Source organism: Streptomyces vinaceus (assembly GCF_008704935.1).
Lineage (GTDB): Bacteria > Actinomycetota > Actinomycetes > Streptomycetales > Streptomycetaceae > Streptomyces > Streptomyces vinaceus.
Window position 1 is genome coordinate 944,458 of record NZ_CP023692.1, and the last position, 20,291, is coordinate 964,748.

General features: G+C 72.6%; 18 protein-coding genes. 4 read left to right on the plus strand and 14 right to left on the minus strand.

The window, feature by feature from the left end:
- Positions 1-113 precede the first annotated feature (113 nt).
- Positions 114-1,703, minus strand: coding sequence for a glycosyltransferase family 2 protein (locus tag CP980_RS04230; RefSeq protein WP_167535785.1), 1,590 nt, complete (start codon positions 1,701-1,703; stop codon positions 114-116).
- Positions 1,704-1,815: 112 nt separating this feature from the next.
- Here CP980_RS04230 and CP980_RS04235 point away from each other — a divergent pair, with 112 nt between their 5' ends.
- Positions 1,816-2,679: a helix-turn-helix domain-containing protein gene (locus tag CP980_RS04235; protein WP_229906859.1), complete on the plus strand. Its 864-nt coding sequence runs from the start codon at positions 1,816-1,818 to the stop codon at positions 2,677-2,679.
- Here CP980_RS04235 and CP980_RS04240 read toward each other — a convergent pair.
- The 6 genes from CP980_RS04240 to CP980_RS04265 all read right to left on the minus strand — a co-directional run bounded on the left by CP980_RS04240 (position 2,667) and on the right by CP980_RS04265 (position 10,081).
- Entirely contained in the window at positions 2,667-6,119 is a 3,453-nt protein-coding gene (locus CP980_RS04240) for an endo-alpha-N-acetylgalactosaminidase family protein (protein WP_150492666.1), read from the minus strand. The genes CP980_RS04235 and CP980_RS04240 overlap by 13 nt on opposite strands.
- A 152-nt stretch (positions 6,120-6,271) precedes the next feature.
- A complete protein-coding gene (locus tag CP980_RS04245; protein ID WP_132754127.1) occupies positions 6,272-6,646 on the minus strand; it encodes a YbjQ family protein in 375 nt (124 codons plus the stop codon).
- Between the two features lie 105 nt (positions 6,647-6,751).
- Positions 6,752-7,426, minus strand: a complete 675-nt coding sequence (locus CP980_RS04250; protein WP_150492667.1) for a response regulator — start codon at positions 7,424-7,426, stop codon at positions 6,752-6,754.
- Positions 7,427-7,436: 10 nt separating this feature from the next.
- The gene (locus CP980_RS04255) at positions 7,437-8,660 is read right to left on the minus strand and encodes a sensor histidine kinase (protein WP_229906858.1); all 1,224 of its coding nucleotides are present in this window, start codon (positions 8,658-8,660) and stop codon (positions 7,437-7,439) included.
- Between the two features lie 255 nt (positions 8,661-8,915).
- Positions 8,916-9,794, minus strand: a complete 879-nt coding sequence (locus tag CP980_RS04260; RefSeq protein ID WP_167535786.1) for a helix-turn-helix domain-containing protein — start codon at positions 9,792-9,794, stop codon at positions 8,916-8,918.
- A 41-nt stretch (positions 9,795-9,835) separates the two neighbouring features.
- The gene (locus tag CP980_RS04265) at positions 9,836-10,081 is read right to left on the minus strand and encodes a DUF397 domain-containing protein (RefSeq protein WP_150492669.1); all 246 of its coding nucleotides are present in this window, start codon (positions 10,079-10,081) and stop codon (positions 9,836-9,838) included.
- Positions 10,082-10,330: 249 nt separating this feature from the next.
- On the opposite strand from CP980_RS04265, the gene CP980_RS04270 reads away from it, so the two are divergent.
- On the plus strand, positions 10,331-10,867 hold the full coding sequence (locus tag CP980_RS04270) for an SH3 domain-containing protein (protein WP_150492670.1): 537 nt from the start codon (positions 10,331-10,333) through the stop codon (positions 10,865-10,867).
- Between the two features lie 24 nt (positions 10,868-10,891).
- On the opposite strand, the gene CP980_RS04275 is transcribed toward CP980_RS04270, so the two are convergent.
- From CP980_RS04275 to CP980_RS04290, 4 genes are all read right to left on the minus strand, one after another.
- A complete protein-coding gene (locus tag CP980_RS04275) occupies positions 10,892-11,272 on the minus strand; it encodes an NTP pyrophosphohydrolase (RefSeq protein WP_150492671.1) in 381 nt (126 codons plus the stop codon).
- A gap of 33 nt (positions 11,273-11,305) precedes the next feature.
- On the minus strand, positions 11,306-12,238 hold the full coding sequence (locus CP980_RS04280; protein WP_229906857.1) for a phosphatase domain-containing protein: 933 nt from the start codon (positions 12,236-12,238) through the stop codon (positions 11,306-11,308).
- A 3-nt stretch (positions 12,239-12,241) separates the two neighbouring features.
- Positions 12,242-13,456: an RNA ligase gene (locus tag CP980_RS04285; protein WP_150492672.1), complete on the minus strand. Its 1,215-nt coding sequence runs from the start codon at positions 13,454-13,456 to the stop codon at positions 12,242-12,244.
- 184 nt (positions 13,457-13,640) lie between these two features.
- On the minus strand, positions 13,641-14,075 hold the full coding sequence (locus CP980_RS04290) for a VOC family protein (RefSeq protein WP_132754139.1): 435 nt from the start codon (positions 14,073-14,075) through the stop codon (positions 13,641-13,643).
- Between the two features lie 133 nt (positions 14,076-14,208).
- Between CP980_RS04290 and CP980_RS04295 the strand changes: the two genes are divergently transcribed.
- Positions 14,209-14,916, plus strand: coding sequence for a YoaK family protein (locus CP980_RS04295; protein WP_132754141.1), 708 nt, complete (start codon positions 14,209-14,211; stop codon positions 14,914-14,916).
- 28 nt (positions 14,917-14,944) lie between these two features.
- Here CP980_RS04295 and CP980_RS04300 read toward each other — a convergent pair whose 3' ends face one another.
- Entirely contained in the window at positions 14,945-15,643 is a 699-nt protein-coding gene (locus CP980_RS04300) for a DsbA family oxidoreductase (protein WP_150492673.1), read from the minus strand.
- A gap of 65 nt (positions 15,644-15,708) precedes the next feature.
- On the minus strand, positions 15,709-17,562 hold the full coding sequence (gene asnB, locus CP980_RS04305; RefSeq protein WP_150492674.1) for an asparagine synthase (glutamine-hydrolyzing): 1,854 nt from the start codon (positions 17,560-17,562) through the stop codon (positions 15,709-15,711).
- A 308-nt stretch (positions 17,563-17,870) separates the two neighbouring features.
- Between asnB and CP980_RS04310 the strand changes: the two genes are divergently transcribed.
- Complete coding sequence (locus CP980_RS04310; protein WP_150492675.1) at positions 17,871-18,554, plus strand: MIP/aquaporin family protein; 684 nt, start codon at positions 17,871-17,873, stop codon at positions 18,552-18,554.
- Positions 18,555-18,633: 79 nt separating this feature from the next.
- On the opposite strand, the gene CP980_RS04315 is transcribed toward CP980_RS04310, so the two are convergent.
- Positions 18,634-19,815 (minus strand): 3-hydroxybenzoate 6-monooxygenase, encoded by a 1,182-nt coding sequence (locus tag CP980_RS04315; protein ID WP_150492676.1) that lies wholly within the window; start codon positions 19,813-19,815, stop codon positions 18,634-18,636.
- Positions 19,816-20,291 lie beyond the last annotated feature (476 nt).

Consider the following 20,291-nt stretch of genomic DNA (forward strand, 5'->3'; position numbering starts at 1 on the left):
ACAGTGGTTCTCCACGGTCGGGTCACGATCGGTGCAGGGCTCGGAATGCCGCCCTTCACCCCGCACGACGCGCGACCCCCGGGGAGGTTGCCGCCGATTCCGAAGAATTTTTCTCAGGCTGTGGGCAGCGGGAGCCTGCGGACCACCTCGAAGCTCAGATTTCCGTACGTGGTGAAGAAGGCCGCGGCCGTGAGCTCCGTGGCGTCCCCCGGGTCGCGGGCCAGCACCTTGGACCGGCGGGCCGTGCGGTCCAGCTCCGGTGCGTGCCGGCGGCCGAGCCGGACGGTACGCACGACACCGTCCGCCCGTACGTTCAGGAAGCAGTCCCAGGTGCCCGGTGCCAGCGGCCCGCCGCCGGCCAGCGTGGCCAGGTCGAGCTCCGCCAGGAAGCCGGCCATCATCAGTTCCGGGTTCTGCTCGGTGAGCTCGGGGGCGGGCCGGGCCAGGAGCGGTACGAGGTGCTCCTCGCCCGTCTCCCGCGCCCGCAGCAGGAGTTCGCTCTGCATGCGGCCGGTCCCGAGGGACTGGATGTAGGCGTGGCCGGTCAGCCGTATCCGGCCGGCGCCCTGCCAGGTCAGCGACGAGAGCCGGTGCTGCGTCCTGAGCCTGTCGGTCACGTCGAAGAGCACGTCCGGCAGGCCCGCCGCGGGGTCCCGGAAGAGCGGGTAGCAGCGGTACACGCGGCCGTTGTCGACGATCTCCCGCGGCGCCGGCTCCAGGGCCGGGTCGTACTCCATCAGTTGCTCGAAGGCGGGCAGCGGGCCGCAGGCGAAGGCGTACAGCCGGATCCAGTCGATGGGCGGCAGCTCGCCGCCCATGTCCGGGCGCCAGTACGTCTGCACCAGCGCCCGCGCCCGGTCGTAGACCTCGGCGCTGAAGGGCGGGTTCTCGTGGCGGGCCTCGACGGCCGGGCGCAGTGCCGTGCGCAGCAGGCTGCGGAAGTGCCGGCCGAGCATCCGGCGCCGCCCGACCGGGTCCCGCACCCGGTCGGCCACCAGGGCCATGACGCGCTCGATGTGCGCCACCGTCTCGCCGGCGGTCCGTGGGCGGGAGGTGATGTTCTGGCCGTCTTCGCGTCGGCGCAGGAAGTAGCAGTCGTAGTCGCCGACGACCGAGATCTTCCCGGCGGCCAGGTACACCTCGGTCACGAAGATCTGGTCCTCGCCGTACCAGAGCTCCTCCGGATAGCGCAGTCCGGCGTCCTCGATGACCTGGCGGCGCATCAGCTTGGCCGAGTGCAGCGAGCGGTAGACCTCGGAGGTGTGCAGGTCCGCCTCCTCGGCGTGCCGGTGGGCCTTGTCCGAGACCGTCCGGCCGAGGCCGACCTGCTTGGCGAGCACGACGTCGCTGCCCTGGGCCTCGGCCATGTCCAGGAGCCGTTCCAGGGCCTCGGGGCCGAGGTGGTCGTCGGCGTCGAGGAAAAAGACGTACCGCCCGCGGGCCAGGTCCAGGGCCCGGTTGCGGGGGCCGCCCGGCCCTCCGGAGTTCGGCTGGTGCACGACGCGGAGCTGCGGATACCGGGCGGCGTAGCGCTCCAGCTCGGCGCCGCTGCCGTCCGTGGAGCCGTCGTCGACCGCGATGACCTCCAGCCGCTCGGCCCCCAGGCTCTGCCCGAGCGCGGAGTCGAGGCACTCGGTCAGGTAGGGCATCGCGTTGTAGACGGCGATGATCACGGTGATCTCGGGGACGGGCGCGTGGTGCATGCACCTGAGCATAAAGTTCCGCTTCCGCGCCTCCGGAGGGGGTCGGTCCGAACCGGCGCGCGGTGCCCCCGCGCCCTTGAGGGGCCCCGGCCGTGTGGATCACAATCCGCAGATGGCGACGCCCCCGTACAGCAGCCCCCCGTACAGCAGTTGGATGCGGTACTTCTCCCCCACCGCCAACCACCGGCGCCTCGGGCTGGTCTGCCTCGGCGTCGGCGTGCAGCAGGGCCTGCTGCCGGTGGTGGGTCCCCGGGCCCTCGACCACCACGTGGCCGTGGTCGTCACCCGGGGCCGCGGCTGGTTCAGCCACGGCGGGCGCCCGCCGCAGCCGGTGGCCGCGCCCGTCCTGCTGTGGCTGGTGCCGGGCGTGGAGCACCACTACGGCCCGGACCCGGACACCGGCTGGGACGAGTGCTTCGTGGACTTCGCCGGCCGCAGCGTGGAGGCCTACACCGACCTGGGCTACGTCACCCCGGACCGTCCGGTGGTGCCGCTGAGCGGGACGGAGGGCGTGCGGCACCTGGTCGACGGGATCGTACGGGCGGCCCGGCGCGGCGGGCCGCTGCTGGAGGTGGAGGCCGCCGCGGCCGTCCACGGACTGCTCGTGGCGCTGCGCCACGCCCGCGCCGGGGTGTCCCGGAACGGGGACGCGGTGATGGACGCCCTGGCCCGGGACGCGCTGCTGCCCATCTCGGTGGCCGAGCACGCGGCCCGGCTGGGGATCCCCCTGCCCGAGCTGCGCGGGGCCGTGCGCCGCAGCACCGGGGAGGGGGTCAAGGAGTACCTCCTCGGGATCAGACTCAGCCGGGCGAAGGAGTTGCTGGCGCGCACCGACCTGCCGGTCGCGGGGGTCGCCCGGCGGGTCGGGTACGAGGATCCGGCGTATTTCAGCCGGCTGTTCAGCCGCAGGGTGGGCATGGCGCCCGTCCGGTTCCGCCGGCAGCAGTCGACGCTGCCCCGGCCTCAGGGCAGATAGCCGATGTTGAGCTCCGCGACCGAGGTCCAGGGGTTGCCGCCCACCTCCCGGGTGGCCTTGAGCTTGACGTAGCGGGCGGTCCTGGCCGTGAACGACACGTCCTGCTGGGCAGCGGTGTTCGCGAAGGTGCCCGTGGCGGCGGCCGTGCCCCAGTTCACCCCGTCCGCCGAGGTGAACACCTGGTAGTCGGCGATGCGGCCGTTGCTCTGTGTCCGGCGGGGCAGGCAGTGCAGCGCCGAGACGTTGTAGGAGGCCCCGAGGTCGAGGGTGATCTCGTGCGGCATCGGCGCGGTGGCCGCGTACCACTCGGTGTGCCAGATGGTGGCGGCGTCGCCGTCCAGGACGTTGACGGCGCGGCCGTTCTCGCCGGCGCTCTCCTGGCTGTCGACGGCCTTCACGCTCATCTGTCCCTGGGGTACCAGCAGTTCTCCGCCGCCCACCGGCCCGAGGTCGTCGACCGCGAGGTCGTCGAGGACGAAGTCGGCCTCGTCGTGGGAGCCTTCGGCGGTGACCTTGCGGATGCCGATCCAGGCGTCGGCGCCCGCGGTGAAGGTCTTGGTGAAGGTGGTCGCCGTCCGTGCCTGGTTCAGCGCGGTGGCCGTCTCGGTGCTGCCGGCCCCGGTGATGAACTGGTAGTCGCCCGAGAAGCCGTTCTCGTAGCCGAAGGTGACCTTGTACGAGCGGCCGGGCGTGAGCCGCAGTGTCTGCGGAAGGGTGCGGTAGACCAGCCCCTGGCGCTCCTCGTGCGATTTGAGCGAGTTCTGCCCGGAGATCACGTCGTCGACCAGCTTTCCGTTCCAGCCCGCCTGGGTGTAGGGGGCGTTGCGCTGGGCGATGTGCGTGCGCGGGTCGGTGGCCGAGCCGCCGGCGCCGCCGAAGGCGAAGGGGCCCCAGCCGGCGTCCACGTTCTCGAAGTCCTCGGTGAACCAGTGGCCGGCGAGCGGGGTGCGGGCCGATCGGACCACCCGTACGTCGTCCAGGTGGACGGTGCCGGAGCCGGCGGCCGCGGACAGCTTGAGGGTGGCGGTGGACCGTCCGGCCGGTACGTCGAAGAGCACCTTCATGCGCTGCATCCTGGTGCCGTTCTTCTCGCTGCCGCCCAGGGTGTTCGTGAGCGTGGAGGAATCGGCGTACACGGAGGCGGGGGCGCCGCCCGCCGGGGTGACGGCGAGGGTGGTCGCCCGGCCCGCGGGTGTGGAGACCCAGACGGAGGCGGCGTAGGTGCCGGGGACCAGGCCCGTCAGCTGCTGGGAGACGGCCGGGGCGGTCCCGGCGGCGAAGGTGAGCTCGCTCTGGCCCTGGGCGTTGCGGGTGACGGCGGCGCCGGTCCCGGTCACCGTCCACGCGTTCAGGTCTCCCGCGTAGAAGGAGGGGTCCTTGACCGGGGTCCCCTCACCCCACTTCGGGTCGGCCTGGGCGGGTGCGGCCCCGTCGGTGAGGACGTACGCGGTCCTCGCGGTGGCGTTGATCGTGACCTGGCCGCCGCTGACGGTGAGGCCGCCGGCCGGCTGCCGGCCGGTGTCGGTCAGCTCGTACAGCGTGGGCGCGGACCAGCCGGCGGGCAGGGTCCATGTGGTGGGGCCGCCCTTGTCGTTCCAGTGGTAGAGCTTCCCGTCGCGCGGGAGGAGGTAGCTGCCCCCGCTGAGGACGGTGCGCCCGGCCGTGGTGATCTTCCGGGTGCCGCCGGCGGTGGTGGCGGTGGTGCCGTTCGCGAGGGTGACCGTGCCGGGGGTCCACTTCACGATCGGGGATTCCTGGAGGTACTTGGTCGGCAGGTTGACGGCGAAGGTGGTGTTCAGGAAGGCGGTGTAGTCGTTCTTGCCCTGCCAGCCCTCGTACGCGGTGAGTTCGGCGCCGCCGAGGAGCGGGTCGGCGGCGATCCAGTCGTCCTTGGTGTGGTTGGCGATGAAGCGGGCGATGGTGGAGTTGATCCCCTTCAGATCGCTGCCGCCGTAGCCGACGTCGGCGGCCCAGTGGTGCCAGAGGGACTGCTCGGTCAGCGTGTTGGGGAATTCGGTGGCGAGCTGGAATCCGAGGCCGCCGATCTCGCGCTGGAGTTTGCGGGAGACGTACCCGTCCCCGTACCAGACGTCCACGTACAGGAAGTCGAGGCCGGGCGCGGCCGCCTTGAGGTCCTGGAGCCGCTTCAGGCGCTCGCCGGACTGGCCGTCCTTGCGCGTGTCCACGTAGTACGACTGGTCGAGCCAGTCCCAGCCCTGTCCGCCGCTCTGGTGGGCCGGGTCGAAGGTGGCGGAGACCGGGTACTCCTCGGTCGCGTTGATGTGGACGCCGAAGTCGGCGTTGTAGGCGTGTCCGGCGGTGGTGAGGGCGTTGAGGCCCGCGGCGCCGCCCGGTTTGGATCCGATGTTCTTGTAGTCCATGTGCGCCGAGTCGTGGCCCTCGGAGGCGTATCCCTTGAGGAGGACGAACTGGCCGAGGCCGTCGGTGGCGAGGCTGACGCGTTTGGTCTCGTCGAGGGTCTCGGCGAAGGGGTGGGTGGCCTGGGAGGCGAAGTTGAAGGGGATGCGCTGCACGACCCGGTCGGCGGTCCGCTGCCAGCCGGTGGGCGGGGTCCAGATGTCGCGGTAGGCGACTGCGGCGTCCTGCCAGTCGACGGCGCCGTCGCCGTTGCGGTCCCCGGTGATCGCGACCCGGGCGTACGGGAGCGGCTCGGTGTCGGTGTCGGAGGCGCCCGCCGCCCGGTAGAGCCAGGCTCCGCTCCACAGTCCGGCGCGCCGGTGGCTCCCCTTGTCGGTGACCCGCTTGCTGATGCGGCCGTTCTCCCGGGCCGTGCCGCCGGAGGGGGTGTCGTACAGGGAGTTGGAGTCGACGGCCGCGGCCAGCTTCGCGGTGTTGGCCAGCCCGTACATGACCGTCGTGGGGGCGGGGTCGACCGGGGTGCTCGCGGTGACGGGGGTGAAGGTGTCCCCGGTACCGGTGGTCGCGGTGTACATGTTCGCCGTGGCCAGCGCGGCCCCGGGCTGGTCGCTGCGGACGCTGACCAGGGTGTGGTCGGGGATCGCGAGACTTCGTACGCGCAGGGCGGCGGTGTCCTCGATGGCCGTGACCTTGAACTCCACGACCGAACCGGTCACCGACAGCCGGGACCTGATGGTCACTCCGGAGAAGGACAGCGCGTAGTCCACGGCGGAGGCGGAGGGCGTCGAGGTCACGGTGGGGGTGTAGGCGGTGCCGTTGACGAGTACGGTGCTCAGCGCGTCCTCGTTGCCGTCCAGGACGTCGCCGGTGGCCCGCCGGGTGTAGCTGACGACGCGGGGGAAGCCGCTGTCGACGCTGACGGAGAGTTCGGGCGAGCTGATCGTGACGGGTGCGCCGGCGGCTCCGGCGGGATCGGCCGCCGAGGCCGCGGGCACGGAGACGACCAGGCTGGTGAGGAGACCGGCGACCGCGGCTGCGGTCGGCCAGAGGGGGGTGCGCATCGGGCCTCCGGGAGTCGGTGCTTCCTGGGTGGAAGACCGCACGGCACGGAGGCCCGCGGTCCGCTCACTGACCTGTCAGCTTGCGGACCGCGCCCGCGCACGCCCATGGACAAAGCGGAGCCCCGTCCTGGACTTACGGAAGTGGATGAGGTTCAGGAGGCGGCCGGGGTGATCACGACGGCCGTCCCGTACGCGCACACCTCGGTCCCGACGTCGGCCGCTTCCGTGACGTCGAAACGCATCATCAGGACGGCGTTCCCGCCGCGGGCCTTCGACGCCTCGATGAGCCGCTCCATCGCCTGGTTGCGGGTCTCCACCAACGTCTTGGTCAGGCCCTTCAGCTCGCCGCCGATCATCGACTTCAGGCCCGCGCCGATCTGGCTGCCGAGGTGGCGGGAGCGGACGGTGAGGCCGAAGACCTCGCCGATGACCCGCTCGACCCGGTACCCGGGAACGTCGTTCGTCGTCACGACCAGGACGCCGGTCTGCTGGGCCCCGGGGCCGCCGCTGTAATCTTCGATTCCCATGGCCACCACTCTGGCCGCGGGCGCGGGCACGCGCATCCGGAGGGGGGCCGTTCCGGCCGCCTCCGGCGGACACCGCCTACGCCGGCGCGAGCACGGGCTCCGCCGTCAGGAGAGCCGGGCGACGAGCCCCGACTCGTGGGCCAGGACCACGGCCTGGGCGCGGCTGGAGACCCCGAGCTTGCTCATGCAGCGGTGCACGTGCGTCTTGATGGTGGCGGCGCTGAGCACGAGCCGCCCGGCGATGTCGGCGTTCGACAGACCGGCGCCGACCAGGCCGAGCACCTCGCGTTCGCGCGGGGTCAGGGCCGCCAGGCCCGGGTGCGGGTCGCGGGCGACGGGGCCGGCGTACGCGGCGATGATCCCCTGGAGCGCCCGGGGGCTGAACAGCATCTCGCCGGCGTGCACGGTGGCGATGGCGGCGAGCAGCCGGTCGGGTGGGGTGTCCTTCAGCAGGAACCCGCTCGCGCCGACGCGCAGGGCCCGGAACACGTACTCGTCGGAGTCGAAGGTCGTCAGGACGAGCACCTTGGGGCGGGCCTGCCCGGCGGCGCCGTCGGCCTCGGCCTCGGCGAGGATCCGCTCGGTGGCGGTGATCCCGTCGGTGCCCGGCATGCGGATGTCCATCAGGACGACGTCGGGGCGGGTCTGGGCGGCGAGGCGGACGGCCTCCTCGCCGTCCGCCGCCTCGGCGACGACCTCGATACCGGGCGCGGCGCCCAGGAGCGCGGTCAGCCCGGACCGGATCAGGAACTGGTCGTCGACGACGAGCACGCGCAGCATGGCGCCTCCTCTACTCTCCATGTGCCCGGGCCCCGGTGGCGGTCCGGGGCACGGGGACCCGGAGGCTGACTTCGAAGCCACCGTCGGGAGCCGGTGCGGCCGTCACCGTGCCGTGGTAGATCGTGGCCCGCTCGCGCATGCCGATCAAGCCCTGACCAGTGCTTCCGGGGGCGGCGGCCGAAACCCCTACCCCCGCGGGGGCCGGCGCGCGGCCGCCTCCGTCGTCCCTGACCCTTACGCGGAGCTCGCCCTCGCCGTAGTGGACCTCGACGGTGGTGCGCGCCGCCGGGGCGTGCTTGATCACATTGGTCAGCGCTTCCTGGACGACGCGGTACGCGCACAGGTCGATCCCGGGCGGCAGCGGGTACGCCGTCCCCGTGACCGACACCTCGACGGGAACGCCGGCCTCGCCGACGCGTTCGACCAGTTCGTCCAGGCGCCCGAGCCCGGACTCCCGGGCCCGCTGCGGGTCCTCGGGGGCCCGGTCGTCGTCCCGGAGCACGACCAGCATCCGGCGCATCTCCGCCAGGGCCTGGTGGGCGCTGCCCCCGATGGTGTCCAGGGCCCGGCGGGCGGTCGGCGGGTCGGAGGAGAACACGTACCCGGCGAGGCCGGTCTGGACGGAGATCACCGAGACGTGGTGGGCGATGACGTCGTGCAGTTCGCGGGCGATCTGGATGCGCTCCTCCATGACGGCGCGCCGGGCCTTCTCCTCCTGTTCCCGGCGCAGTTGCCGGGTGAGTTCGCGCAGCCGCCGGGAGCCGTCGCCGGTCACCCAGCAGACGATGGTGGTGACGGTGACGAAGCCGACGCTGAGCGGCCCGATGCCCGGTTCGGCGAGCCGGGTGCCCCAGAGCAGGACGAGCAGGGCGCCTGCCGCACATCTGGCCGAAACTCGACGGTCGCGGAGCGAGGCCACGGTGTACAGCGCGAGCGCCAGCCCGCATACGGCGACGACGTGGTAGTAGCCGAGGGTGAAGTAGCAGGCGACGCAGAGGGCGGTGCTGACCAGTACGGCGACCGGGAACCGCCGGCGGAGCACGAGCGGCAGGTAGATCGCGGCGAGCAGGGCGTACGCCCCTGCGTCGGTGTCCCGCCAGTAGCCGTGGGGGTCGGGCCAGTTGCGGAGCATGGTGGCCGAGATCCACAGCGAGCCGATGGCGTACACGATCTCGCCGACGGCCGGCAGCACGGCGCGGAGCCGGACCGCCGCCGGATGTGCGGACAGCTGCACGTCACCCCCCTTGGGTACACCCCTGGTTGTACAGGGTGACTTCCCTGGGGGGTAGGCGGATTTCACCCCCTGGATGGGCGAGTCCGCCGGGCGGCGCCGCGTAGATTCCCTTCAGCCGGCCCGAGCCGGCACCGGCCCTGCCCCCCGGGGCCCCGCCGCGCGGCCGTGCCCGTTCGGGGGCGGGCACGGCCCGCGTACGACCGCCGGCCACCTGGAGTCCCGGGGGTTGGCCGTCCCCTCGATCCCGCCCCGGCCTCAGCCCACCCGGAGTTCTCCGGCGTTGAACTGGCGCTGCGCCGCGAGGATCAGGCGGACGCTCTCGTCCTCGCCGGCCGCCGCGTGGCGCAGGTTGGCCAGGGCGTTGCGGTAGTCGTCCAGGGCCCGGGGCCGGGTCACGTAGTTCGCCCCGTTGATGTGCTCCACGTACGCCAGCTCGGTGTGCTGCCCGTCACGGAAGCGCAGGTGGGTGATCGGATAGGGCGGCGTGGCCCCGTACGCGCGGGCCATCGGGAGGACGCGCAGGCTCACCTTGCCGCAGTGCGCGGCCCGCAGCAGGTGGGTCAGCTGCTCGTCCATCACGGCCGCGTTCCCGCAGCGGCGGTGCAGTACGCCTTCCTCCAGCAGGGCGGTCACCTTGGGCAGCGGGCGGTTCATCAGCCGCAGTTGGCGTTCCGCGCGCAGCTCGACGACCCGGTCGACCTCCTCGCGGCCGGCGCCGGGCAGGACCGCCCGGACCATGTGCCGGGCGTAGGCGCGGGTCTGGAGGATGCCGGGGACGACGAGGTTCTCGTACACGCAGATCTCCTCGGCGTCGCCCTCCAGTTGGATCAGCCGCTTGAGGAAATCGGGGGTGACGTCGCTGAACTGCTCGTACCACGCGCAGTCCCGCGCGTGTTCGAGGAGCCGCTCTATCGCGCGCATCTCGTCGGCGTCGACTCCGTAGTACCGGGCGAGGTCGCGCACGTCGCGCGGTCTGGGCGGGCTCTCCCCGCGCTCCAGTCTGCTGACCTTCGACACCGAGCCGCGGATGACCGGTGCCACCTGCCGCAGGGTGAGGCCCCGGGCCTCGCGGCACTTGCGCAGTTCCCTCCCCAGCAGGCGGTCGGCCGCCGCCCGGACCCGATCGCTGTCCATCGGTGGACCCCCTCGTGCTCTGGACTCGCGGCGAGCGGTCGTCATCGGGTCAGGTGGTCGAATTCCGCGTCTTTGGCGCCGCGCAGGAAGGCCTCGATCTCGGCCGCGGTGAACACCAGTGCCGGCCCGTCGGGGAAGCGCGAGTTGCGCAGCGCCACGCCGCCGCTCGCCAGGGAGGCGACTTCCACGCAGTTGCCGTTGCCCACGCTGGCACTGCTCTTGATCCACACCATGCCGGGAGTGGCGCCTGAAATCGCGCCGGCCATCACACCGTTGCTGATCTGCATGACGGAAATGCTAGCCAGATGTACGGGGCACCGGAGTCCCTCGAATGGGTGCCTCGCCCCTCCCGATATCCCGATGATCCGACCCACGGAGCCGGAGCGTGGTCATTGGGCATTTCGGGCTAAGCGGCGGTGAGCCACCGGAGCTGCCCGACCCGCCCTCGCCATAGTCGACCGTGGCAGCCGACTGGCCGCCACCCCGGGCCGCGGTCCACCGCGGCCGGGCGGATGTCTTCGCAGAGGAGCCTGCACATGCGGAAGCCCACCAGGACCGTCCTCGCCCTCGCCGCCGCAAGCCTGGTGCTCGGCGGGGTCGGGGCGGGCGCCGCCGTCGCGGACGAGGGCCCGATGGCCGACGGCCCTGCGCAGGAGCTCGTCGTTCTCGAACCGGACGGCGACCAGGCCGGCACCTACCAGGGCAGGGAGTACTCCGTCGGCAGGGTCGTCTCGCGCGGACCGCTGAAGCTGCGCTCCAAGCCGACCAGCCGCTCGAAGTCCGTGGGGCACGTCAAGCCGGACCACAAGGTCGCGATCCTGTGCAAGGTGCGCGGCGAGAAGGTGGACGGCAACGACATCTGGTACCTCCTCCACGTCAAGGAGAAGGACGGCCAGGAGCCGGTGGGCCGGCCTGCGGTCTCGGACACGGAGGACGCGGCGGACGGCATGGACGCGGCGGACGACACGGAGGGGAAGGACCGCATGGACCTGATGAACGACGGGGACCGCAAGCACGCCTGGGTCACCGCCCGTTACGTGAAGAACCTCGACCACGTGAAGTGGTGCGACTGACCTTCCGGTCGCCGCACCGGCAGGTCAGTCCGCCGGGCGTACGGTACGCGGCCCCACGCACCGCGCCCCGTACGCCCGGACCCGCTCGCGCAGTTCCCGGTCCGCCGTGACCACGACGCAGCCGCCCTCCGCGTAGGCGGCGGCCAGTTCCACGATCCGGTCGTCACCGCTGCCGGGGGCCGGGTCCACCCGTACTCCGGGTACGGACTCGACGCCCCGGGCCGCGCCCTCGACGACGAGGACGATCTCCTCGACCGCCCCGACCCCCTCGAACTCCCCGCCCGCGGCCGGGTCCCGCTCCGCGAGGCGGTCGCGCAGCCGCTCGGCCGCGCCCCGCCGGTCCCGCCACCAGCCGTCCGGTACGGAACCGACGACGTTCGCGGCGTCCACGATCAACACGCTCATGGCCCCAGTATGGGCAGGTCGCCCCCCGGCTCCCTAGAAGTCGCCGTAGTTGACCTGCCAGGTCGGCAGGCCCATCCGGCGCCAGACCGCGACCACCCGGTCCCGGTCGTCGAGCGAGACCCGTACCGCGTACCGGTGGCGCACGTGGGCGTCGAACAGCTCCGCCTTCACCACGTCGTCGCGGCGCGTGTCGCCGAGCGGCCGCATCCACAGCTCGTCGTACGGCACCTCGTGCCGGCGCAGCCAGGCCTCCGTCTGCGGCCGGTGCTCCTCACCGCGCCCGGACAGCAGGACGATCGTGTCACCGTCGGCGCGCCGGAAGGCGTCCAGCGCGTACCGAACGGGCTCGTTGAGCGCGTCGATCTCGCAGCGCGAGAAGTCGTACGGGCTGCGGTCGCCGGTCAGGGCGAGCGTGCCGTCGATGTCGCACATCACGGCGGAGGGCAGTGCGGGGTCGGGCACGTAGGGCTCGACCACGGGCTGGTCGTTCAGCCACTGCGCGGTGAGCCGCCAGCCGCCCTTCCTGGCGCTCAGGTGCTTGTCGTTCAGTATGCGGATGATCTCCTGGCCGACCGGCCGTTCCCGCGCGGCGTCCCGGCGCAGGCACTCCTCCAGCGGCACGTCGGTGAAGTCGTGCACGACGAAGGTGGCGAGCCCGGCGACCGCCGCCTTGAGCCGCTTGGGGATGTTCGAGGTCAGGTGCGTGTTGTCCACGACCACGTCGAACCCGCCCTCGACGGCGGCCCGGACGGCCGCGTCCTGGACCGCCAGGACGGTCTGCTCGTGCCGGTACGAGCGGCCGCGCCCGGGGTCGGGCAGGTCGAGCATGGCCCGCAGGTCGTCCAGGTTGACGCGGCGCATCCGGCCCTCGGCCTCGGCCTGCAGGGCGCGCGCGGCCGTCGTCTTCCCCGAGGCCGGCAGCCCCGTCATGACGTGGACGACGGGGCGTGCGGGTTCTTCGGACACGGGTCAGTTCTCCTCATCGGTGGTGAAGGGGTCGGACGCTTCCGGCCGCACGTGCCGCCATACGACGAGCTCGGTGGACCGGCCGTCCAGGCGCAGGAACACCGCGGCGCGGATCAGACGGTCCGGCAGGGCCTTGGCCGTGCGCGCGAACGCGCCCCGGTCTCCCGCCAGATGGGCGAGCCGCGCGTACGCCTCGTCGATGGCGCGCTCGCGCTCGGCCGCCGCGTCCTCCAGGCGGGCGACCACCGCGCGCACCCAGGCGTCGAACTCGTCGGGCACCTGCTGCAGCAGCGCTTCGAGCGGCTTGCCGCCCGAGGCCTCGATGTCGGCGGCGGTGCAGTTCAGGCCCTGCGCCAGCTCCTTGGCGGGCAGGCCGGCGAAGCGCTCGATGCCGTAGGTGCGCCAGACGTCCCGCTCGCTGACTCCGGTGACCAGCTTGTGCAGGCGTACGTACTCGGACAGCTTGGCCTTCGCGCGCACGCCGGAGGCGAACCGCAGCACGAAGCCCTCGGCGTCGGTGCCGGCCGCGCTCTCGCCACCGGGCAGCCTGTTCGACTCGGCCAGCGCCAGCAGTTCGGCGAGCGGCATGGCGGGCCACACCGTGACGACGGAGCCGATCGGCCGCCAGTGGACCGCGGCCTCGGAGAGCGGGACCTCGGTTCCGTCCCGCTCGAACGCGGCGAGGAGCACCAGGTCGCGGCGGTCGCCGTAGTCGACGACGATACGGTTCTGCGGGTACAGGATCTCGGCGAGGTAGGTGACGCCGGGGACGAGGGCCGAGGTGTCGCGGCCGTCGAGGTGGCGCTGGCCCCAGGTGGCCTGGGTGCTGATGAAGGAGCCCTTGGAGGCGACGCGCCAGCTGCCCGCGTAGTGGAAGACCACCGCGAGGCTGCCGTCGACCTTGTCGTACACCTCGAACGGCTCGTCGGGCAGGGCCGGTGCGTACGGCTGACCGGCCTGGTGCTCGCCGACGTTGAAGAACTTCGGCAGCGGCAGGGCGACGATCGCACCGGTGGCGTCATCGGCGACGAGTCCGCGGCAGCGTGTGGTGACCCGGTTCCAGACCCGCTCGTACTGCGCCGTCCGCGTGTACGTGTAGATGGACAGCGGCAGTTCGGGGTGCGACTTGCGGGTCACGTACCCGGCGTCGATGGCGGCGGCCAGCTCCTGCCGGGGCAGCAGGTCGTGCAGGGTCGGGTAGGCCTGGTTCTGGCCCATGGGTTCCTCCCGGTTCGAGATGGTTCATTCTCAGGTGCGGGAGGGGTGGCCCGGTACCGAATTATCGCAGGTCCGCAGGGCTCCGGCCGAGCCGGCCGATGTCCTGGGCAGGACGCGGGGCCGGTCGAGGAGACGCTCCCTGGGGGTGTCTCGTCGACCGGCCCGGCCTGATCGGCAAGACCCCCTACTGGGAGATGCAGAGTTCATTGCCCTCGGGATCGGCGAGCGTGGTCCAGGTGTACGGGCCCTGGCTGCTGTCGTGGAGGTGGCGGGCGCCCTTGGCGATCAGGCGCTCGACGACCTGCTTCGGATCGTCGGAGCCGGTGCGGACGTCCAGGTGGACCCGGTTCTTGACGGTCTTCGCCTCGGGAACCAGCTGGAAGAGGACCCGGGGCGCGCGCTCGATCCCCTCGGGGTGGCGGATGGCCGCGCCGGCCTTCCAGACGAGGGCTCCGCGGTGGGTGGTGGTGTCCTCCTCGGAGGCCTGGCCTCCGGCGACCATCTTGCGGATGAACTCCTCGTCGGTCGGCTCCACTTCCCAGCCGAGGGCGTCGGCCCACCAGTCGGCCAGGGGGTGCGGGTCCGCGGAATCGATCGTCACCTGGAATGTGTATGCCATGCGAGGGACCTTACTGAGGACCACTGACAACGGGCCCCGGACAGGGTCCCGGGATGCCGGGTCGCTCGGCCCATGCCGCTCGTTCGGCGGGTACGGTTTGCCCGGGAAGTCCCTTTCGGAACGGGGTTGGCGCATGGAATTCGCCCGGCGCGGGGCCCTGCGGCGGCTGGCCGCCCTGCTCTTCCCGCCGGGCCCCGGGGGCGGGCACGGACCGCACGGCGTGCTGCCGGCGCTGCTGGTCGCGCTGACCTTCGTGAGCGGGGTGGTCGACGCGGTGAGCTACCTCGGGCTCGACCACACCTTCGTGGCGAACATGACGGGCAACGTGGCCTTCCTCGGATTCGCTCTCGCCGGGGACCGCCAGCTGTCGGCCACGGCCTCCCTGCTGGCGCTCGGTGCGTTCCTCGCCGGTGCGACCGCCGCCGGGCGGCTGCGCCGCGGCCGGGAGCCGGCGCGGACGTTCGCGCCGCTGGTCGCGGCGCAGGCGGTCCTGGTGGCCGGGGCGCTCGCCCTGTCGGCGGCCGGGGCGGGGGCGCTGCCGGTCGTGGGCTTGCTGGCGCTCGGCATGGGCCTGCAGAACGCCGTCGTGCTCCGGCTGGGCGTACCCGATCTGACCACCACGGTGGTCACCCGGACGCTGACGGGTCTGGCCGCCGATCCGTGGGACAGGGCCGCGCTGCGCAGGGTGGTCTCCGTGGCGGTCCTGTTCTGCGGGGCGCTGGCGGGCGGGCTGCTGACGATCCACCACGGCTCCCGCTGGGCCATGGCGCTGGCGGTGGTGCTGCTCCTGTGGATCGCCCTGGCGGGCGCCGTGCGGGCGGCCGAACGGCACGCCCCCTGAGGCGCCCGCCTGCGCGGACCGGCCTCCCCTACGGGGTGTCCTCCCCCTGGACCGCGTCGAGCAGTTCGTCGGCCCAGGCGGTGCTGTACCCGTCCAGTCGCGGGAGGCCGCCCTCGTAGGGCGAGCCCGTCCACGTGAACGTGGCGCCGGGGTTGTGCGCGGCGTAGTCGCCCTCGGCGAACAGGTGCGGGCTGCCCTGGATCTGCGGCCCTTCGGCGGTCCGCCACTGCGCGTAGACCTCGGCGCGGCCGCTGCCCCGGGCCAGTGCCTGCGCCAGCGCCTTGGCGTCGACGTGTTCGCACTGCTCGGCGATGTCCAGGATCACCGCGTGCACGCTGATGCACTTGCTGTCGTTGTAGAACGCCCGGCGCAGCGCCTCGTCCAGCTCGTCGCTGCCCCGCAACCCGCCCACCTCGGGGTCCTTCGCGGCCTGGATCGCTTCGAGGGCCGGCAGGGTGGTCACCGGGTAGGTGTGCGCCGGGCCGTCCCACATCCGCCAGCCGAGCTCGGGCAGCCGGGCGGCGATCGCCATGATCTCCGGGTCCACGATGAACTTGGGGGTGGGCTCGCGGTTGAACAGCTCCAGCGGGAAGGCCCGGTGGTCGATGAGCAGCGGTAGGGAACGGCGCCGGGCCGCGGCGCGCAAGGTGTGCAGGGCGAGGGTCGCCCAGGGGCAGCCGATGTCCGACCATACGGTCACGGTCGGGCTGTCGGTTCGTGTCACCATGTCAGATCCTCCTGCGGTGGGACTCGTGTGCCCGGCCGCCGGTGCGGCGGCCGGGCACACATCGGTCAGAGCTCGACTCGGACGTCGTACTCGGTGACCCAGGTGTTGAACTCGATGAGCCGCTCCAGCACGGCGCGTGCGCTCCAGGGGCCGCCGACGGCGTAGGAGCCGACCGGCCGGTCGAGCAGCTTGCGGACGTCCGCCTCCGAGACCAGCTGGAACACGGGGGCGCCCGCGACGAGGATGGCCTCGACCTTCTCGCGCAGGGCGATCTCGTACTTGCGGTCCTGCGTGGAGGGGTACGGGTTCTTCTTGCGGTCGAGCACCCCGTCGGGCAGGACGCCGCGCATCGCCGCGCGCAGCAGGCTCTTCTCCCGGCCGTCGAAGCTCTTCATCGCCCACGGGGTGTTGTAGACGTACTCGACGAGGCGGTGGTCGGTGAAGGGAACGCGCACCTCCAGGCTGGCCGCCATGCTCATGCGGTCCTTGCGGTCCAGCAGGAAGTTCTCCCAGCGGGTGAGGTTGAGGTACGTCCGCTCCCGCATCCGCTCCTCGAAGCCGCTCTCCCCCTCCAGCCGGGGCACTTCCTCCAAGGCCTGGGTGTAGCGGTCCTTCACGTACTCGGTGAGCCCGAGCCGGTCCCACAGTCCGACGTCGCGCAGCGCGCCGATGCCGCCGAGCTTCTCGAAGGGGTGGTGCCAGGGGAAGCTGTCCAGTTCGACGGCTTCCTTGTCGTGGAACCAGGTGTAGCCGCCGAAGAGTTCGTCCGCCGCCTCGCCGGAGAGCGCGACGGTCATCCGCTCCTTCAGCGCACGGCACAGGATGAGCAGCGAGAACTCCATGTCGCCCGTGGAGACCGGCAGGTCCTGGGCGCGCAGCACGGTGGCGCGCACCTCGGGGTCGAGGATGTCCTCGTTGTCGAGCTCGACGATGATGTGCTCGGCGCCGACGCGCTCGGCGACCTCGACCGCGAACGGGGTGTCCGGGTCGGCCCACTGCATGTTGGTCTCGAAGCGGTTGTCGTGGCCGGTGAAGTCCACGGAGAAGGCGCGCAGGGGCTGTTCGACACCCTGTTTGGCGAGGGCCTTGGCGGCGAGCGCGGTCACGGCGCTGGAGTCGAGGCCTCCGGAGAGCAGCGTGCCGACGGTGACGTCGGCGACGAGCTGGCGCTCCACGATGTCTTCGAGCAGATCGCGGACGTGGGCGATCGTCGTGTCGAGGTCGTCGGTGTGCGGCGCGGCCTTGAGCTCCCAGTACTTCTCGGTGCTGCGCCCCTCGCGGGTGAAGCGCACGGTCGTGGCGGGGACGACCTCGTACATTCCGCGGAAGACCCCGTGCCCGGGCGTCTTGACGATGCTGAAGATCTCCTTCAGCCCCTCGGCGTCGACCACGGCCTCGGCGTCGGGGTGGGCCAGGATCGCCTTCGGCTCGGAGCCGAAGAGCACGCCGTCGGGGGTCGGGTAGTAGTAGAGCGGCTTGACGCCCATCCGGTCGCGGACGAGGAGGAGTTCCTCGGTGCGCGGGTCCCAGATCGCGAAGGCGTAGATGCCGTTGAGGCGCTCCGCGAAGCCGGCGCCCCACTCCAGGTAGGAGCGCAGGACGACCTCGGTGTCGCTGGACGTGCGGAACGCGTGGCCGAGTGCGCGCAGTTCCTTGCGCAGCTCCCGGAAGTTGTAGACCTCGCCGGTGTACGTGATGACCGGCTGCGCGGCGTCGTCCTCGGCGGCGGCCATGGGCTGCCGGCCGCCCTCCAGGTCGATGATCGCCAGGCGGCGGTGGCCGAGGATCGCGCGGGGCGAGGTCCACAGCCCACCCGCATCCGGGCCGCGGCACTCCATGGTGCACGTCATGGCCGACGCGATGTCCGTGTGCGCCGTCAGATCGCGCTGGTAGCTGACCCATCCGGCAAGGCCGCACATAGGTGATCGGTTCCTCTCGATGAAGGGGGATGAGCAGGTGACCGGGGGACCGGGTGCACGGGGTGGCCTCGATCGACTCCGCAGAGTGTCGAGCGGCCGGAGTCCCCCGTCCACCGGTGCCGGGTCAGTTCGTCAGGTGCCGCGCACGGGGCCGCCGGTCCCGCCGACCTGACACGGGGCTCCCCCGCCCATTGCCGCGGCCCGTGTGCGGACGCACATTCCATGGAGTGACACAGACGTCTCCCGACACCGAGTCCGCTGCCGCAAGGCATTCCGTACGCGCGCACAGGCGCCCGCCTCCCCTCGCGGTGACCGCGTGCTTCGAGTTCGCTCTCACCACCGCCATGCTGTTCACGGTGGTCACCGCCGCCCGCTGGATGGCCGGACCCGGCTCTCCGTTCGCGGAGCTGCTGGCGACACCGCAGAGCCGGCTGGTGGTGATGGGGCTGCTGGTCGGCTCCGTCGTCACCGCCGTCCTGGGCCCTTCCATGCGCCGGGAGACCGCCGGCCATCTCAATCCCGCGGTCAGCATCGGGCTGTGGCTGCTGCGCGTATTCCCCGGCAAGGCGGTGCTCCCTTTCGTCGTGGCGCAGCTGGCGGGCTCCGTCTGCGGGGTCACGCTGGCGCGGCTCGTGTGGGGCGACGCGGCCGCCGCGGTCGGTGACGCCGCGCTGGCCCCCGGGCCGGGCTGGGGCGCCGGGGAGGTGTTCCTGGCCGAGGCCGGGTCCATGGCCGTGATCATGCTGGTGGTGGCCTGGTTCGGGACCCGCCCGGCGCTGCTGCGCCGGCTGCCGCCCGTCATCGGCGGCTGCGTCGCCGCCGTCATCGTCTTCCTCGGGCCGCTGTCCGGCGGTGGCGGGAACCCGGCCCGGCAGCTCGGGCCGGCCCTGGTCTCCGGTACGACCGGCCTGCTCTGGGTCTACCTGCTCGCCCCCGTCGCCGGATCGCTCCTCGCGGGCGCGGTGTGGGCGCTGGTGCGCCGGCGCGGGTGAACCGCTCGGGGCGCCGGCGGCGCGTCCACAAAGGCGGCCCCCGGTCCTGGACCGGGGGGCGCCTTCGTGCCGTGTCCGCTCAGCCGAGGTCCGCCCCGTGGAGCCAGGCGACCTTGTCGTACATGTCGTCGGCGGACAGACCCCTCAGCATCGTGTTGCGCTCGCGCGCCGCGGCGCCCACCGGGTGGTACAGCCGGCGGCCGATCTCACGGGCGACCAGCTGGGTGCGGGCCGTACGCTCCCGGCGGGCCGCGCCGTACTTCTCCAGCCGCTGCACGACGGCGTCCTCGCAGCAGTCGAGCGACTCGGCGAGGACCACCGCGTCCTCCAGCGCCTGACAGGCGCCCTGGGCCGCGTACTGCAGCATCGGGTGCGCCGCGTCGCCCAGCAGCGCCACCCGCCCGTCGGTCCACGCCTCGACCGGATCCCGGTCGCACAGCACCCACTTCTTCCAGTCCCGGCCGAGCTCCAGCAGCCGCCGGGGCGTCGCGCCCAGCTCCGGGAACTCCTCCAGCACGTGGTCGCGGCCGGCCGGCTGCCCGACGACGGCCTCGCGCGCGCCGTTGTCCCGGGTCGCGGCCAGGTTCAGCAGCGCGCCGCCGCCGATCGGATAGTGGACGAAGTGCCATTTGGGGCCCGCCCACAGGGTCACGGTGTTCCAGCGCAGCTCTTCGGGGACCTGCTCCACCGGGACCACCGAGCGGTAGATCGTGTGCCCGGAGACCCTCGGGTCCCCGTCACCGACCAGTTGGCGCCGGATCTCCGAGCGAATCCCGTCGGCTCCGATCAGTGCCGCGCCGCTGAGCCGCTCGCCGTCGCCGAGGACGGCGACCACCTCACCCGAGCCCTGGCCGCGCTGCTCGTACGCCACCACCGGTCTCCCGCCGCGCAGTTCGATCAGCGGATGGCTGCGACAGGCTTCGAGCAGCGGCTGGTACACGTCGGAGCGCTGGACGACCGCGTACGGGTTCCCGAAGCGCGCGCGGTAGTGGCCGGTCAGCGGCATCGAGGCGATCGTCTCGTCCGTGGTGCCGTCCATGAGCCGCAGTTCTTCGATGTAGACCGCCCGGTCGCGGACCTGCGCGCCCACGCCGAGCAGGTCGAGCGCGTGGAAGGCGTTGGGGCCGAGCTGGATGCCCGCGCCGAGTTCGGTGAACGTCTCCCTGCGCTCCAGAACGGTCACCCGGTGGCCGCGGCCCGCGAGGCCGAGCGCCGCGGCGAGTCCGCCGATGCCTCCGCCGGCGATGAGTATGTTCGCCATCTGTGGTTCACATCCCTTGTGTTGTCGTGTGGTGGGGAAGGGCCGCAGGGGTGTGCCGGGGAGGGCGGAGCGGCGGCGAGCCGGTGGCCGCGGGGGCGGGCGGACCCGGCGGCGCCGGGCGCGCGGGGCGGCGGACGGGGCTCCCGTCCCGCTCTTCCCCGGCGCGTTTCCCGGCCGGCGGCGTACGGCGTGCCGGTGCTGCCGGCGTCCCGGCGCACGACGCGGTGGAGGGGTCCGCTCCGATCGTCAGGTCCGCCGCCGGGTACCCGCCGGGCAGCGCCCCGACGCTGCGGGCCCTGAGCCGGTCGCCGCCGCCGAGGGGGCGCGTCCCACGGCCGGGGCGCGGGCGTGGTCCGCGGCGCAGCGGTCCGGCCCGCTCCGTTCGACGCGACCGGTCGCACTCCTCGGTGGGGTCCTCACGGTTCTGCTCAGGGCTCCTTGACTGATGTCCGCAACGGTGCAGGCTCGCGCGGCCA